We start from the raw sequence: 14,680 nt of genomic DNA, 5'->3' as shown, positions 1-14,680 counted from the left end.
CGTCTAGTTGACTGAACTTCGGCGAGCCTTCCGGTGGGGTGGGTGCGGCGGGCGGAGGATCCGGTTATGGGCGAGCTGGGTCGAGTGGAGTCAGCCGAGTCGGGCCTGCCGTGGCGGGTGATCTTCCCTGACGACGAGCACCTCGGCGCCTCGTCATACCTGCGGGAGCTGGCGGCTTCGGATTGCAGTCCACTCACAGTTCGAAGTTACGCGTTCGACCTGCTGCGGTGGTTCAGGTTCCTCCACGAGCGCCTGGTCAATTGGGAGCAAGCTGAACGCGTCGACGTCCGTGCCTTCGTCGAGTACCTCCGCGAGACGCCGAACCCGCAGCGCCTGCGCCGGCGCCCGAACAGACCTGCGCCCGGTTCGGTGAACGCTCTGACCGGCAAGGCCGAGCTGCCGGCGAAGTACGCGGCAAGGACGATCAACCATCAGCTCTCGGTGTTGTTCGGCTTCTACGAGCATGCTTGCGCAGCCAACCTGGGACCGCTGGTCAACCCGGTGCCCGCGCAGCGGACTCGTGGCGGCGGCCGTCCGCATTCGCACCATAATCCGATGCAGGACTTCGTCATTCACAAGCGTGCGAACTATAGGCAGAAGACGCCTCGTCCGGTCTGGCGGGGTATTCCGGACGAGGCCGCGACGACGCTGTTCGATGCACTGCGTAGCCACCGTGACCGCGCTCTGGTGAGTTTCTACCTGTCGTCGGGAGTTCGGGCGTCGGAGTTGTTGGGGCTGTGTCACGGCGATCTCGATGCCGGCCGCTATACGGTCACGGTGACCAGTAAGGGCAGCCGGGCGCGGGAGGTGGTGCCGGCGTCGGTGGACTCGTTCGTGTGGTTGGCGCTTTACTTCGCCGAGCAGCAGCCACCCATGAGTCCGGGCGGTCCGGTGTGGTGGACGCGGCGATCGAAGCCTGCGCCGTTGAATTATCACGCGATGCGCGCGGTGCTGCGCCGGGCCAATGACAGCTTGGGGACGAACTGGTCGCTGCACGACTTTCGCCATACGGCCGCGACGCGGTTGCTAGCCGATCCGGCGTTCACGTTGGTGGACGTGCAGACAGTGCTGCGGCATGCCAGCGTTACGACGACGCAGATCTACACCCAGCCGCGACTCGAGGATCTGGTCGGCAAGGTGCTTGAGCATTACGCCCGACCGCCGGTCACGGGGCCGACGATCGAACCGAGCTACGACGCGGCCGCCGTGCGCGAACTGCTTGGACTCCCGCTGTCGTGACGGCCGAGGACGAGGACACGCGGCTGCAGCGCAGTCAGCAGGCCGCGGCGACCCGCGCGGCGGCGGCTCCGTCGATTCAGCTGCTGTCACGGCCCGATTCGCCGCACCTGGCGGCGATCCCACCCGACGATCGGTTCGGACGCACCGGGCGATTGCGAATCATGAAGGGCTACGACGCAAGTCAGCCGCCACCCGAGCTGCCCGCCCAAGCTCACGGCGCCGCGATGCAGCACCGCACCGTGGATGAGCTGTGTGACGCTGTCCGCCGCCATCACCACTCCTACAACCAGAAACGCCGACAGGCGATCGTGCGCGGATCCCGGGCACTGCTCACCCGACTTCACGGCTACCCCGGTGACACCTGGGAGCAGCGCTGGCTGGCCAGCGGCTCGGACGCCGCCCCAAGGACCTGGATGGACCATGCGGACCTGCCCCAGTACAACCGGTGGTCACCCACCCTGCTTGGAATGAACGCGCTGCTGCAACTGCGTGTTCTCCGACCGTCCTACAGCTGGATGCTCGACTCCCGGACGAAGCTCAACACGGCCCAATTCATCGAGCACAACGGCGGCAACGCCCTCACCGAGTTGCGGCAGCTCGACGAGTATCAGTCAGCGCTACTGCGCCATCAACGCGACGCAGAAGCCGGTCTGTCGCGAGTGATGATCCGCACCGGCAAAGCCATCGAGCAGGTCACCGGCGACGACCTGCTCTACTACGCCGACGTGGTGAAGACCTCAGGGAGGCAACGCCGCGAACATCTACTGTGGGAACTGCTGGTGCGCCTCGGTCCGCTGGCCACTGAAGCCCCGACGTTGCGGGCCGCCTGGTCGGCAAAAGGCAATACACGACAGCACTCGACCGCCACCCTGGTCGACCGCTACGGCATTCCACCTTCGGGCGTACGGGATCTGCTGACGGATTACTTCGAAGAGATTCGCCCCGGCATGGATTACGGCTCGCTAGAAGGCTTGGCCTACCGGATCGTGCGTCTGTTCTGGTGGGAGATCCTACAGATCAACCCCGAGCAAGCCGACCTACGGCTGTCGGCGGACGTCATTACGGCGTGGCGTCAACGACTGTCCGTGACGACCGACGGGCGCGACCGCCGGGATGTCCACTCCGTTTTGTTCGCGATCCGCGGCTTCTACCGCGATTTGGCCGAATGGTCCCACGACGACCCAGTGCGCTGGGGCGTCTGGGTGGCACCTTGCCCCGTCCCGCGAGAACTGAGCCGAGCGGCTGCCAAGAACAAGCGGCGCCAACAAAGTCAGATGCAAAGCCGTACCCGCGTACTGACGCCGTTGCTGCCGACGTTCCTGACCGCCGTGAACGAACACAAGCAGCGCAGCGCGCTGTTCCTGGAGAAGGCTCGCGCCGCCGAGCACGATATCCAGTTCGAGATCGACGGCTACGTGTTCGTGCGGGATGCGCCGCCGGAGCGTCTGGCAATCGACGAGCGCGCGCGGGTGTGGGCCCGGCTGGCGCCGGGACAACCGCGACCGAACTGGATCCGCGGCGAGGCCAAGCGCATCGATGTCACCGGTGTGGAGGATGACGGATTTTGGTGCTGGGCGGTCGCCGAGACCCTGCGCCACACCGGTATTCGCGTCGAAGAGCTGATGGAGCTGACGCAGCTGTCGCTGCGCCACTACACCGCATCGACCACCGGAACACTGGTACCGCTGCTACACATCGTGCCGAGCAAGACCGACTGCGAACGACTGGTGCCGATGACCCCAGAGCTGGTGCAAGTGCTGCTGGCGGTACTGCGGCGAGCCAAGGGCGGCGGTGATCACGTGCCGCTCTCGGTCCGCTACGACGTCACCGAGAAGGTGCACGGTCAACCGTTTCCGCACCTGTTCTCCCGCAGGGTCGGCGCCCGCCAGGAAGTCCTCTCCGGGCACTACTTGCGTGGCATCCTCAGCCATTTGGCGGTAGTGGCCGGACTCAGCGATGCTGGCCAGCCGATCCGGTTCACCCCGCACGACTTCCGCCGCTTGTTCGCCACCGACGCCGTCAACGGCGGCCTTCCGCTGCACATCGCCGCTGCGCTGCTGGGTCACCTGAACCTCGACACCACCCGCGGCTATACCGCGGTGTTTCCCGAGCACCTCATCACCGCCCACCAGGCGTTCATCGAACGGCGCCGGCAGTTGCGCCCGATCGGCGAGGACCGGGTCGCCGAGGCCGACGAATGGTCGGAGTTCGAGAACCACTTCCTGCTGCGTCGGGTGGCCCTCGGTGAGTGCCACCGCCCCTACGGCACGCCCTGCGTGCACGAGCACGCCTGCACGAGATGCCGGTTCTTGCGCGTGGACCCCGCCCAGTTGGGGCGCATCAACGAGATGACCGAGAACGCCGAACAGCGCCTCGTGGAGGCGAAGGATCGTGCATGGCTCGGCGAGGTCGCCGCGCTCGAAGAGAGCATCAAGCATCTGCGCAGCCGGCAATCCGAGGCGGAGCAACGACTCTCAAACGGCAGCAACCCGTTCACCGAGCAGAGACCACAATGAGGCGATGAAGCTCCCCGTCATGCCGCCGGTCTCGCCGATGTTGGCCAAGTCGGTACCTACAATTCCTGCCGACGCCTCCCTATGACGAAGTGGTGTTGACGGCTTCCACTCGATCTGCTTCGGTCGCGAGGAAGTCGGCTAGGTGTACTGCCCAGGCAGGTTGGTTGAGAAAGTGTGACGACACGCTGTAGCGGTCGTTGATGGACGAAGGTCTCCCGTCGTGGAGTGGAGCTGCTTAGACACCCACTTCGACGACAGGAGACCTTCGTGGTCCACGCTAACGCTGTTCTGACGCCACGGGGGCGGTTGATGCTTGCCCGGTTGGTCGTCGATGAGGGCTGGCCGATCGTTCGGGCCGCCGAACACTTCAACGTGTCCTGGCCGACGGCCAAACGCTGGGCTTTGCGCTACGTGGAGATGGGTGCGGCGGGAATGGAGGATCGCTCCAGCCGGCCCCACCACAGCCCCAACCGCACGTCGCAGATTCTGGTGCGCAAGATTGTCCACCTTCGTTGGCGTCATCGACTCTCGCCGCTGGCAATCGCGTCCCGGTTGTCGATGCCAGCTTCAACAGTTCACGCTGTGTTGGTCAGGTGTCGATTGAATCGACTGTCGCACATCGATATTCGTACCGGCGAGAACATCCGCCGCTACGAGCATGACAGGCCAGGATCGCTGATCCACGTCGATGTCAAGAAGCTCGGCAACATTCCTCAGGGAGGCGGCTGGCGCTTCGTCGGACGCATCCAGGGCCGCAAGAACCGCCAAGCTACACCGGGAACCACCCGCAGCCGCCACCGCGGTGAACTCCTCGGGCACGCCTTCGTTCACACCGTCATCGACGACCACTCACGCGTGGCCTACGCCGAGATCCACAACGACGAAACCGCTGCCACCGCGATCGCGGTACTCCATCGCGCCGTGAGCTGGTTCGCGTCCCGCGGGGTTACCGTCGAGCGAGTGCTATCCGATAATGGCTCGTGCTATCGCTCCCACGCCTGGCGCGATGCCTGCGCTGAGCTGCGAGTAGTACACAAACGCACCCGCGTAAACCGGCCCCAAACCAACGGCAAGATCGAGCGCTTCCACCGCACCATGGCTGCTGAATGGGCATTCGCCCGCCACTACCCGAACGAACGCACCCGCCGCTCAGCGCTACCAGCCTGGCTACACACCTACAATCACCATCGGCAACACTCAGCAATAGGCAGGGTCCCGCCCATCACACGGTTAACCAACCTGCCTGGGCAGTACAGCTAGGCAGCCGCAGCGAGCGCTTCCTTCATAGAGAAATTGTCAAATCCTTTGGATTGGGGCCCGCCAGGGGACTTCGGATAACGGCGTGTCCGGTGAGGGAGGTCGGGGGTTGGCGGGCCTTCGATGAGCTTGGCTGTCCTTGCGAAATAAGGTGCCGACGCGCGGACCAGCGCGACCAAGGACCAAGGCGCGAGGCCTCGACCGCGCCCACCGCAGGGGTGGACTCGCCTCGATCGTCATCGACATTGGCAGCGTTGACTTAGGACCGCGGGTGCCAGGGACCCACTCGCCTGGGGATCGACCATGAAACGCGGGTCCGGGCCAACGTACTGCCCGGACCCGCGTTCATTGCGCTGTCAGCGGCCTATCAGGGCGAAAACTCCCCAACCGAGGTATTCACGCTGGTACCGCGTGTACCGTGCGGGTTCGGTGGTGAGCTCGGCCCGCACCTCGGGGGCCAGTTCGTCGTCAGGATTCTCGTCGAGCCAGCGGCGGAGGTTGAGCCACTGCGCCGCCTTGTACCGGTCCCAGCAGTCCTGATCGGCCAACACCATTTCCACCACGTCGAACCCGAGATCGCCGAACTGCTCGATCAGCTCCGGTAGTAGCAGGAAGTCGTCCTTGCCACTCGCGCCACAGGCGTTGGCGGCTTCCTGGTCGGGTACTTCGCGACGCCAGAACGGTTCACCGATCAGCATCAGGCCACCGGGACGGAGACTCTTGCTCAGCAGTTCGACGATACCGGCCACACCGCCGCCGATCCAGGTGGCGCCCACGCACGCGGCGACATCGACCACCTTGCCCGCAACGAAGCTGGAAGCGTCGGAGTGCACGAAGGTGGCCTGGTCAGCGACGCCGAGTTCGGCGGCACGGACACGGGCTTGCTCAGTGAACACCGTGCTGATGTCCACCCCAATCCCGGTGACGCGGTGGTCGCGGGCCCACGTGCAGAGCATTTCGCACGACCCGCTGGCGAGATCCAGCACGCGCGTCCCGGGTTCCAGATGCAGTGCTTGGCCCAGGGCGGCGAGCTTGCCAGAGCTAAACGGGTTGTGGATCCGGTGGCTACTTTCGCGAATGGTGAAGATGCGTGGAAGATCCACGAGAGATACTCCTTGGGTTTGATTCAGTCCTGGCATGCGCGGAGGACAGTCGACCTGAGTCGGCTGCCGTTGCTCGGACCGTCACCAATACACCTCGTTCGGACGCATGGCTCTTCAACCGGATGAACCTAACCTTCCGTGTTAGACGTTTCCACCCAATATCTGAGAGATGGTCAATCCCGTGGAACGGGTCCGAGCACCGTCGCGAACGATCTCATCGAGCAGCGACCGCTGGCCGCCATCGCTGTCGTTGGCCTGCTGAACTACGGTGAGCATGGGCGTACCTTCCCAACCGGATGAGTGTCGCGGGGATCGATGGCCGCCTCGGTGGTTACGGCTGACCTTCGTTGAGCAACTGGACCATCTTTTTGATGACCACCAATCCGTCAGCGAGCGAGTCGATCTCGTCGTCGGAGAGCTGGTCGAGGATTCCCGCCAGAGCCGTACGCCGGGCCTTGCGGGAATTGTCGGCGACGCGCTGCGCATTGGCGCTGAGCCGCAGTCGGCCCACGCGCCGGTCCGTCGCGTCCACCTCGCGGATCACCAGACCGTCACCGGACAGCTTGGTGACCAGCGTGGAGGCGGTGTTGGCCGCCATGCCGAGTTCTGCCGCCGCGGCGCTCACCGAGATCCCAGGCTGTCGACCGATGAGCCGCACGAGGTCAGCTTGCGACTCGGGCAGTCCGGTGGTGAAGGCGCGACCGGCCGTCCGACGCACCTGACGACGGAAACGCCCGTGGGTGTCGAAGATGTCAGCTGCGATCTCGGAGTGGGTGGCCACACCTTGCATAATACCTCTGGGTCCGAGCTATTATGCGCATGGCTCGGTGTGTGCGTACCTAGGAAGGAGTTGCGCGGCCGCCCATCCAGAAGCCATGCCTACCGGGCGGAGACGCCATCGCTCGGTTCTTGCCGGCGCCCGTGAGTGGTGACTGCTTCAGCCGGTGCAGCGCGCCGTGCGCGCATGCACGGCGCTCGGCGTTGACCGTTCGGCAACGTGAAATCTCTTGACACAACCGAAGGAATCACATGTCATACCCTGATACCGAGACCCTGACAGTCACCGAGGGTGGCCAGCCAATCCAGTTCACCTTCGATGAGATGCTGCGATACCACGGCTTCGGCTTTCCCGGCGGGGTGGCCCATGCGTTCAAGGTCATGGAACGCGGCTTCCCGCTGTTGGACGACGGTAAGGCGCCCGAGCGGGCGGACCTGTCCATAGAGACTGCGTTCCCCGGTCCCGGAGGCCGCGACGCATTTGAGATCGTCACTCGGGTCGTGACCGGCGGGCGCTATCACGTCGACGTGGCGCTGGCCGGCGACGATATTCTGCAAAGTCCCAAGGGCAAGTATCTTTTCCGGTTGAAGTACCGGGGCCGGACCGTCGACCTCACGTTGCGTCCCGGACTTGTTGCCGACGAGTTCATCACGCTGGCAAGAAAAGTAGAACGTAGCCCTGAAGAGGAAGAGCGTCTCGTCTGGCTGAAGAAGGATATGGCTCAACGCCTTCTGAGCCACCCGGCAAAGGACGTCTACGACGCCACAATTCGGTGATGTGATCCTGTGCTGAAGGCGATCCGTCGGATGCCGGACCGTCTGGGGCAGTGCGCTTTTGGTGCGTGCGGTCGCCGCCGCCATCGATTTCGCGTTGCCGTGCCTGGCCTTGGACGGTCCGACCCGTCCGAGTGGAGAAGTGCCTAAACGCCGGACGTGATCCGGCAATACAGACTATTGACCTTCACACCGCTAGTTCTGCACCGCAATGACTTTCGCGTCGACACCCTGTCGGCCGGCACGAAGTTGCAAAGTGCGTCGGGCGGTGTGACGTGCTATTCGCGAGACAACTGTCCGGCTCTCCTGCGCGCGCAATTCAATTGGCTCCGGCCACCTTTCGTCTCTACGGAGAGGTAGCCGGAGCATTGTTCGCGTGCTAAACAGGACAGGTAGCTTCGCCTAACCTAAGGAAGTTGACTTGACCTGTTACCTCAGGCTGCATGAAGTCGCAATCGCAGTGCACCCGACGCCTGGGCCGGGCCAGAGCGGTGAGATGGACTGGGACGAGATCCACCGTTTGTGGACCCTCGCCGGCGGGGTCGACGGCCGCGATGCCGCGCTTGACGCGATGCCGGTCACGCTGCTCGACATGGACGACCTGCCCGACGCCGACCTGGAGGGGTTTGCCGGTCTGATCATCGCGGGTCGCGCGGACCAACTGCTGCTTGCCCGAATGAAACAGCGCATCGCCGGCCTGCTCGACCGGGGTGGTGTCGTGGTGTTCAGCGGCCAACTCGCGGAGGACTGGCTGCCCGAAACCACGACATTCGAGTGGCATCAAAGCAACGCGGACACCGCGGGATCGCCGGTGCTCGCCGACCACCCGGTCTTCGCCGGCGTCGCGCCCGCAGAGCTCGGGCACTCGTTCCTCTACGCCAATGGCTGGCATCGGCCACCGGAGCATGCCGAAGTGATCGCGTGGCGAGCCGACGAGACACCGGGCACCTACGTCGCGAAGGCGGGGAGCGGCACGGTTCTGGTGCACAGTGGCAACAACCTGATCGCGAACGGCGTCACCACCACCACGGCTGCACGGATCATGCCGCAGCTGGTCCAGTGGATCGCGGGAGCCACCCGATGACCGGACTGGTTGCGCTGACCAGCGGATCGGCCGCGGAAACTGCGACATTCGCCGAGCCGCACCACCGCGCACACCTCGATGCGGTGGTGTACACCGGCGCGACGGGATACCCGGCAATTGACGACGCGGAGGCGGTCTGGGTGCCCGAGGGGACCCCCAGACGCCGGTTGTCCCGACTGGCTCCGCAGCTGGAGGCATTGCTGAACCGCGGGGGGATCGTGCTGATGTTCGGTGAACAGCAAGGGGGATGGCCACATTCGCTGCGCTGGACCTTCCGTCCGGTCGGTGGCGCGGGACAGACCCGCATCGGCGGGACCTGGTCGCACACCGAGGTAGGCGCCGCCGGGCAGGCCCTGCACCACCACGGTGTGCTCGATGCACCCGATGGCGCCGAAGTGTTACTCAGCGCGCCCGACGGGTCGGCCGTCGCCTACCTGGAGCGGCCCGCCTCGGGCGGCACGCTGATGGTCAGCACCATCGATCCACTCGCGCATTACGGCCACACCAGGGCGCCCGCCAGCGCGCGGTTCCTGGCCGCCTTTCTGCCGTGGGTGACGACGACCCTGCTACCCGGGAGTGTGCGATGAAATACCGGTGGGGCGCACTGATGTGCGCGTCTGCGTTGCTGGTGGGCGGATGTGCCGATAAGGGCTCAGGACCCAGTGCCGGCCCGGACACGGTTGACCGGCTCACCGTGGCAATCCCGTTGGACGTCGGCCCGGTCAACGTCTTCGTCGAGCACGAGGAATGGATCAGCGAGTTGGTCTACGACAAGCTCGTCGCACCGTCTCCCTTTGTCGACGACCCGCAACCGTGGCTGGCCTCGGAGGTCACCATGGTCGATCCCAGCACCTGGGAAGTTACCGTCCGAGACGACGTCACCTGGCATGACGGGGAGCCGTTCACCGCCGCCGATGTGGAGTTCACCTTCGCCTACGCCCAAGAGGCCGACACCGGCCGCTGGACGCACCACATCACGGAGATTCCTGAGATCTCCTCGACGACCCGAATCGATTCCGACACAATACGTTTCGAATGCGCGTTTCCCTGCCCGGAGCTCGGCACGGTGACACTTGCCGACCTCCCGATCCTGCCCAAACACATCTGGTCGCAGATTCCGCCGGAGAGCGTCAAAAAGGTCACCGCACTGCCGATCGGCACCGGCCCATACCGGCTCGCCGAGTACGACCCCGTCACCGGTTACCGATTCACCGCATTCAGCGAATATTTCGGTGGCAAGCCGCGGGTGAACGAACTGGTGATGCCGGTCATCGAAGACCCCTCGGCCACATTCACCGCGTTGCGCGCGGGTGAGATCGACGTGGCCGCCCGTCAGGTTCCGCCGGAGTTGCTGGACGAGTTCGAGGCCTCCGACACGATCGAGGTCGTGAACACCACCCCGCTCGAACAGGTCGACCTCCGGATGAACTACACCAAACCGATGTTCGCCGACGCCCGGGTGCGCAGCGCGGTATCGCTGGCGCTGGACAAGGAGGAACTGCTCGACGTCGTTGTGTTGGGTCGCGGACGCGCAGCGACGATGGGACGCATGCATCCCGACTCACCGTGGGCCGATCCAGAGGCCTCCACGCCGACCGACCCGGAGCGGGCACGCGCGATCCTCGACGAAGCCGGGTATCGCGACACCGACGGCGATGGTCTCCGGGAGAGCCCCGATGGCGCTCCGCTCACGCTCACCGTGGAGGTGAACGGCGCCGAACCCACGCAGGTCCGTGCCGCCGAGGTGGTCGCCGAACAGCTCGGTGACGTCGGGCTGGCAGTAAATTTGCGGCCCCTGGACGCCGGCCGGCACGCTGCATCCGGCAAGGACATGGAGACCTTCGACCTCCTGGTGCGGGACGGAGTCCCGCATACCGTGGCCGACCCCACTCAGTATGTGCTGAGCCTGTTCTCGGGCTCCTCCTGGAACCTCGACGAATACCCGTACCCGGAACTCCAGCAGAAGATCGACCGCTGGAAGCAGACCGCCACGCTGGAAGACCGGCGCGAGGCAGGCTTCGAGATCCAGCGACTGTTGAACGAGGTGCCGCCGGTGGTTGCGCTCTACCATCCCGACAAGTACTTCGCCTACCGGATCGGTAGCTACGGCGGGTTCGTCGACTCACCGGGGTACGGCATCATGCACAAATGGTCGTTGATTCCGCGAGACCGGGCTGAGGCGGCCAACGCCGTGGTGACACCGTGAGGCACCCGTACCTGCCCGACGTAGCACGGACGACGGTCCCGGACGGATGAGGCCCGGCCGGCTACTGGCGAGGGCCGGGCAGTACGCGCTGGTGTTGTGGGTCGCGGCCACACTGAATTTCGCGCTGCCACACCTCTCCGGTGGCGATCCGGTCGTCTACCTGTACGGCGAGAATGGCGATCTGGCACCGGAACTATTGGAGGAGATCCGGGCCAGCTACGGATTGGACCGGTCCATCCTCGAACAGTACGGCGCATTTTGGGCTGACTTGGTACGGGGTGACCTGGGGACATCGGTCGAGTTCAACCGGCCGGTGGTCGACATTCTGCTGGACTACCTGCCCTGGACGGTTGCGCTGGCCGCCGTATCGATCCTGCTGGCTTTCGTCATCGGCACCCTCCTGGGCGCTTGGGCGGCCTGGCGGCGCGGCACCCGTCGCGACGCGGGCTCGGTCATCGGGGTCCTCCTGCTTGACGCCATGCCCAGCTTCTGGATCGGCATGATCCTCGTCGCAGTATTCGCGGTGCAGCTCGGGATCTTCCCGTCCTACGGTGCCGCGGCGATCGACGGCGACGGCCTCGGATGGCTCGCCGACGTCGCCGCGCGCATGGTGTTGCCGGTGGCCACGCTGGTACTCGCCACGCTCGGCGGATTCTTCCTGCTGGCCAGGGCGACGATGACAACCGTCCTGGACGAGCCCTTCGTCCGGCTCGCCCGGGCCAAAGGCCTCTCCGAACGACGGATCGTGATCACCCACGCCCTGCGGAACGCGCTGCTGCCGGTGTACACCAACGTGACGCTCGCCGTCGGGACGCTGGTATCCGGGGCTGTCGTCGTCGAAACGGTCTTTGCGTATCCCGGGATCGGCCGGTTGATCTTCAACGCGGTCACGGCGAGGGACTACCCCCTGCTCCAGGGCGGGTTCCTGTTGATCACGGTCGGCATCGTGGCGGCAAATCTGTTGGCAGACCTCACCTACCCACTCCTCGATCCTCGGGTACGACCCGAGCGGCGAGAGTCCGCCGTGACGACAACGGGCACCGCGGTGCCGTCATGAGGACCCGCTCGCGGCGGCTCGCGATGGTCGGCCTCGCCCTCCTCGGGGTGCTGGTATTCGTTGCCTTGGCGGCACCGCTGCTGGCGCCCTACGCGCCGAGCGATCGGGTCGGGCGGCCATTCTCGGCCCCGTCGGCCGCGCATCTGCTGGGCACCAACGACGTGGGGCACGATCTGCTGTCCGAGCTGATCTACGGCGCGCGCATCTCCCTGCTCGTCGGAATCGTTGCGGCGCTGGCGGCGACGGTCATCGGGGCGAGCGTCGGACTGCTCGCGGGCTACGCCCGAGGCTGGGTGGACACCGTATTGATGCGCTTCGTCGACGTGGTCTTGGCACTGCCGGTGCTGCCGTTGACCATCGTCATCGGGGTGTTTGCCGGGCCGGGCCTAATCACCCAGGTCATCGTCATCAGTGCCGTGATCTGGGCCGGTATCTCGCGCGAGCTGCGGGCACAGGTGCTTTCCCTGCGCGAACGTGACCACATCCAGGCCCTGCGCGCGATGGGCGCCGGAGCAGGCCACGTCCTCCCTCGACACATTCTGCCGGCGGTTGCCCCGCTGCTGGTGCCGCAGTTCGTCCTCGCCACTAAGTCCGCGATCCTCTTGGAAGCGTCCCTCGCCTTCCTCGGACTTGGTGATATCACCGCCAAGAGCTGGGGTTCCATGCTCTCGAACGCACACGCCCGCAGCGCCTTCCTCACCGATGCCTGGCTGTGGTGGGTGGTCCCACCGGGCCTCGTGATCGCACTCACCGTCCTGGCCTTCGCACTGCTCGGCTACGCGTTCGAAGAACGCGCCCGGCCCTCGCTGCGCGACGGTCTGCCGCCTCGATCCGCGCCCACCCGTGCTGCCGGCCCGGTCGACTTGGGTGCGCCGCCACTGGTGATCGAGAATCTGACCGTCACGTATCAGTCCGACCGTGGTGTCGTCACAGCCGTGGACGGTCTGAGTGTCACCGTCGAGGCAGGTGAGCTGGTCGGCGTGGTCGGGGAGTCCGGTAGCGGCAAATCCACGGTCACCGCGGCCGCCATCGCGCTACTGCCGCCGGCCGCGACGGTGATCGCGGGCACCGTCGCGGTACAGGGCCGAGACCTGGCGACGCTCACAGCCGAGGAGCTGCGGGCACTGCGCGGGGACCGGATCGCGTTGGTGCCGCAGGACGCGATCAGCGCGCTGAACCCGGTGCGCACTGTCCGCGCGCAGCTCGCCGAGGCAGTTCGCGCACACCGGTCGGTCACGCGGGCCACGGCACGCGCGCGTGCCGACGAGCTGCTGAACCTGGTCGGGCTCGACCCGGCTCGGGCCGGGAGCTATCCGCACCAGTTCTCCGGCGGCATGTGCCAGCGCGTCGTCATTGCGATGGCACTGATCAACGACCCCGCAGTGGTGATCGCCGACGAACCGACCAGTGGTCTCGACGGCGTCGTTCAGGGTGAGATACTCGACCTGCTCGATGACATACGTCACCGGCTGAATCTCGCATTGCTGATCGTGTCGCACGATCTGAGCGTGGTCGGGCGGATCGCCGATCGGATCGCGGTGATGCAGGCCGGTCGGATCGTGGAGGTCGGCCCGACCGAACAGGTGCTCACCGCATCCGCGCACCCCTTCACCCGAAGTCTGGTCGACGCGGTACCGCGCCTCACGACCGCGGGAACACCAGCGTGATCCGCGAGCAGTCACCCGCGCTCGACGTCAAGGGGCTCATCGTGAGCTTCGGTGCGGTGCGGGCTGTCGACGAGTTCGATCTCCAGATCGCGGCGGGGGAAACCGTCGGCCTCGTCGGCGGGTCCGGCGTCGGCAAGTCAACCGTCGCGCGGGCCGTCGCCGGACTCGTCACGCCCGACTCGGGAGCCATCCGGCTGGACGGGGTCGACCTCGTAGGACTGCGCCAACGGGCTGCGCGGCGCCAGCGGCGGCGGTTGCACCTTGTGTTCCAAGACCCTTACGCGGCCCTGCCCCCGACGCTGCGAGTCCTCGACATCGTCGCCGAACCGCTGGTCATCCACCGCATCGGCGACCGGGAAGAGCGCCGGGAGCGAGCCGCCGATGCTCTGAACGCCGTCTACCTGCATCCTCGCCACCTCACCCGATACCCGCATCAGCTGTCCGGCGGCGAACGGCAACGAGTGGCTTTCGCCAGGGCGCTGGTGACCGAGCCTCGGCTGGTGCTCGCCGATGAGCCCACCCGGATGCTCGATGCGACGCTGCGCCGCGACATCGTGGACCTGCTCAGCGAAATGGCCGCCACCAAAGGTGTCGCGATCCTGCACATCACCCACGACCTCGCCCTGGTCGGGCACGGCTGTGAACGGGTGGCCGTCATGCGGCGGGGCCGGGTCGTCGAGCATGGGCGCACCACCGAGGTGTTCGACGCGCCTCAGCACCCGTATACCGCCGCGCTGATCGCGGCCGCTCAACGCAGGAGGGCGAAGCAATGACCTTCGGAATTCTCGGCATGGACACCCATTCAGCGAAACGGCCCGCTCCGCGGATGTGTTGCAGCAGCTTCGTGGCTTCGACGGTCGCGTCACGGTGAACCGTCCGCTTCCTGCTGCACTCCCGCTACCACGCCTGAGGCGAGTTGATGTTTCTACGCCGCCGCCTGCTCGAAGACTTCTCTAGCTAGTTCTCCAGTCACCAAATCGGGTTGACAAGTTCAGTGAAG

At 65.7% G+C, this 14,680-nt stretch carries 13 protein-coding genes and 1 pseudogene; 11 read left to right on the top strand and 3 right to left on the bottom strand.

Annotated elements, in window-relative coordinates; all coding sequences use genetic code 11:
- Positions 1 to 66: 66 nt before the first annotated feature.
- The 4 genes and pseudogenes from ACIA48_RS30185 (at position 67) to ACIA48_RS30170 (ending at position 5,015) form a co-directional block, all read left to right on the top strand.
- Positions 67 to 1,239: a tyrosine-type recombinase/integrase gene (locus tag ACIA48_RS30185; protein ID WP_067391639.1), complete on the top strand. Its 1,173-nt coding sequence runs from the start codon at positions 67 to 69 to the stop codon at positions 1,237 to 1,239.
- Positions 1,236 to 3,755: a site-specific integrase gene (locus ACIA48_RS30180; protein ID WP_084377508.1), complete on the top strand. Its 2,520-nt coding sequence runs from the start codon at positions 1,236 to 1,238 to the stop codon at positions 3,753 to 3,755. Before ACIA48_RS30185 ends, ACIA48_RS30180 begins: the two co-directional genes overlap by 4 nt.
- 4 nt (positions 3,756 to 3,759) lie before the next feature.
- Positions 3,760 to 3,837: pseudogene (locus ACIA48_RS30175) on the top strand (hypothetical protein); the annotation flags it as partial.
- Between the two features lie 185 nt (positions 3,838 to 4,022).
- Positions 4,023 to 5,015 carry an IS481 family transposase gene (locus ACIA48_RS30170; RefSeq protein ID WP_396739987.1) on the top strand — a complete coding sequence of 331 codons (993 nt, stop codon included), beginning with the start codon at positions 4,023 to 4,025 and terminating at the stop codon, positions 5,013 to 5,015.
- Positions 5,016 to 5,368: 353 nt separating this feature from the next.
- Here the strand turns inward: ACIA48_RS30170 and ACIA48_RS30165 are convergent, their stop codons facing one another.
- The 3 genes from ACIA48_RS30165 to ACIA48_RS30155 all read right to left on the bottom strand — a co-directional run bounded on the left by ACIA48_RS30165 (position 5,369) and on the right by ACIA48_RS30155 (position 6,905).
- Positions 5,369 to 6,115, bottom strand: a complete 747-nt coding sequence (locus tag ACIA48_RS30165; RefSeq protein ID WP_396739985.1) for an SAM-dependent methyltransferase — start codon at positions 6,113 to 6,115, stop codon at positions 5,369 to 5,371.
- Between the two features lie 141 nt (positions 6,116 to 6,256).
- Positions 6,257 to 6,391 (bottom strand): hypothetical protein, encoded by a 135-nt coding sequence (locus ACIA48_RS30160; protein ID WP_263987605.1) that lies wholly within the window; start codon positions 6,389 to 6,391, stop codon positions 6,257 to 6,259.
- Between the two features lie 55 nt (positions 6,392 to 6,446).
- The gene (locus tag ACIA48_RS30155) at positions 6,447 to 6,905 is read right to left on the bottom strand and encodes a MarR family winged helix-turn-helix transcriptional regulator (RefSeq protein WP_396739984.1); all 459 of its coding nucleotides are present in this window, start codon (positions 6,903 to 6,905) and stop codon (positions 6,447 to 6,449) included.
- Positions 6,906 to 7,144: 239 nt separating this feature from the next.
- Here ACIA48_RS30155 and ACIA48_RS30150 point away from each other — a divergent pair, with 239 nt between their 5' ends.
- The 7 genes from ACIA48_RS30150 to ACIA48_RS30120 all read left to right on the top strand — a co-directional run bounded on the left by ACIA48_RS30150 (position 7,145) and on the right by ACIA48_RS30120 (position 14,453).
- Entirely contained in the window at positions 7,145 to 7,669 is a 525-nt protein-coding gene (locus ACIA48_RS30150) for a hypothetical protein (protein ID WP_067391634.1), read from the top strand.
- Between the two features lie 418 nt (positions 7,670 to 8,087).
- Entirely contained in the window at positions 8,088 to 8,750 is a 663-nt protein-coding gene (locus ACIA48_RS30145) for a hypothetical protein (protein ID WP_131808574.1), read from the top strand.
- Positions 8,747 to 9,337 carry a hypothetical protein gene (locus ACIA48_RS30140; RefSeq protein WP_067391627.1) on the top strand — a complete coding sequence of 197 codons (591 nt, stop codon included), beginning with the start codon at positions 8,747 to 8,749 and terminating at the stop codon, positions 9,335 to 9,337. The genes ACIA48_RS30145 and ACIA48_RS30140 overlap by 4 nt, the downstream gene beginning before the upstream one ends.
- The gene (locus tag ACIA48_RS30135; protein ID WP_396739981.1) at positions 9,334 to 10,956 is read left to right on the top strand and encodes an ABC transporter substrate-binding protein; all 1,623 of its coding nucleotides are present in this window, start codon (positions 9,334 to 9,336) and stop codon (positions 10,954 to 10,956) included. Before ACIA48_RS30140 ends, ACIA48_RS30135 begins: the two co-directional genes overlap by 4 nt.
- Before the next feature lie 46 nt (positions 10,957 to 11,002).
- The gene (locus ACIA48_RS30130) at positions 11,003 to 12,013 is read left to right on the top strand and encodes an ABC transporter permease (protein ID WP_067391621.1); all 1,011 of its coding nucleotides are present in this window, start codon (positions 11,003 to 11,005) and stop codon (positions 12,011 to 12,013) included.
- A complete protein-coding gene (locus ACIA48_RS30125; protein ID WP_396739978.1) occupies positions 12,010 to 13,680 on the top strand; it encodes a dipeptide/oligopeptide/nickel ABC transporter permease/ATP-binding protein in 1,671 nt (556 codons plus the stop codon). The genes ACIA48_RS30130 and ACIA48_RS30125 overlap by 4 nt, the downstream gene beginning before the upstream one ends.
- Positions 13,677 to 14,453, top strand: a complete 777-nt coding sequence (locus tag ACIA48_RS30120) for an ABC transporter ATP-binding protein (protein ID WP_067391616.1) — start codon at positions 13,677 to 13,679, stop codon at positions 14,451 to 14,453. Before ACIA48_RS30125 ends, ACIA48_RS30120 begins: the two co-directional genes overlap by 4 nt.
- Positions 14,454 to 14,680: the final 227 nt, after the last annotated feature.

Origin of the sequence: Mycobacterium sp. NPDC051804 (assembly GCF_044452905.1) — a bacterium.
GTDB lineage: Bacteria > Actinomycetota > Actinomycetes > Mycobacteriales > Mycobacteriaceae > Mycobacterium.
The sequence above is the reverse complement of the archived record's forward strand: the minus strand, read 5'-3'. Positions and strand labels throughout refer to the sequence as shown.

Coding starts and splice junctions, on each gene's coding strand:
- ACIA48_RS30160 (WP_263987605.1), bottom strand. CDS start 6,391: ATGCTCACCGTAGTTCAGCAGGCCAACGACAGCGATGGCGGCCAGCGG.
- ACIA48_RS30135 (WP_396739981.1), top strand. CDS start 9,334: ATGAAATACCGGTGGGGCGCACTGATGTGCGCGTCTGCGTTGCTGGTG.
- ACIA48_RS30140 (WP_067391627.1), top strand. CDS start 8,747: ATGACCGGACTGGTTGCGCTGACCAGCGGATCGGCCGCGGAAACTGCG.
- ACIA48_RS30125 (WP_396739978.1), top strand. CDS start 12,010: ATGAGGACCCGCTCGCGGCGGCTCGCGATGGTCGGCCTCGCCCTCCTC.
- ACIA48_RS30155 (WP_396739984.1), bottom strand. CDS start 6,905: ATGCAAGGTGTGGCCACCCACTCCGAGATCGCAGCTGACATCTTCGAC.
- ACIA48_RS30130 (WP_067391621.1), top strand. CDS start 11,003: ATGAGGCCCGGCCGGCTACTGGCGAGGGCCGGGCAGTACGCGCTGGTG.
- ACIA48_RS30150 (WP_067391634.1), top strand. CDS start 7,145: ATGTCATACCCTGATACCGAGACCCTGACAGTCACCGAGGGTGGCCAG.
- ACIA48_RS30185 (WP_067391639.1), top strand. CDS start 67: ATGGGCGAGCTGGGTCGAGTGGAGTCAGCCGAGTCGGGCCTGCCGTGG.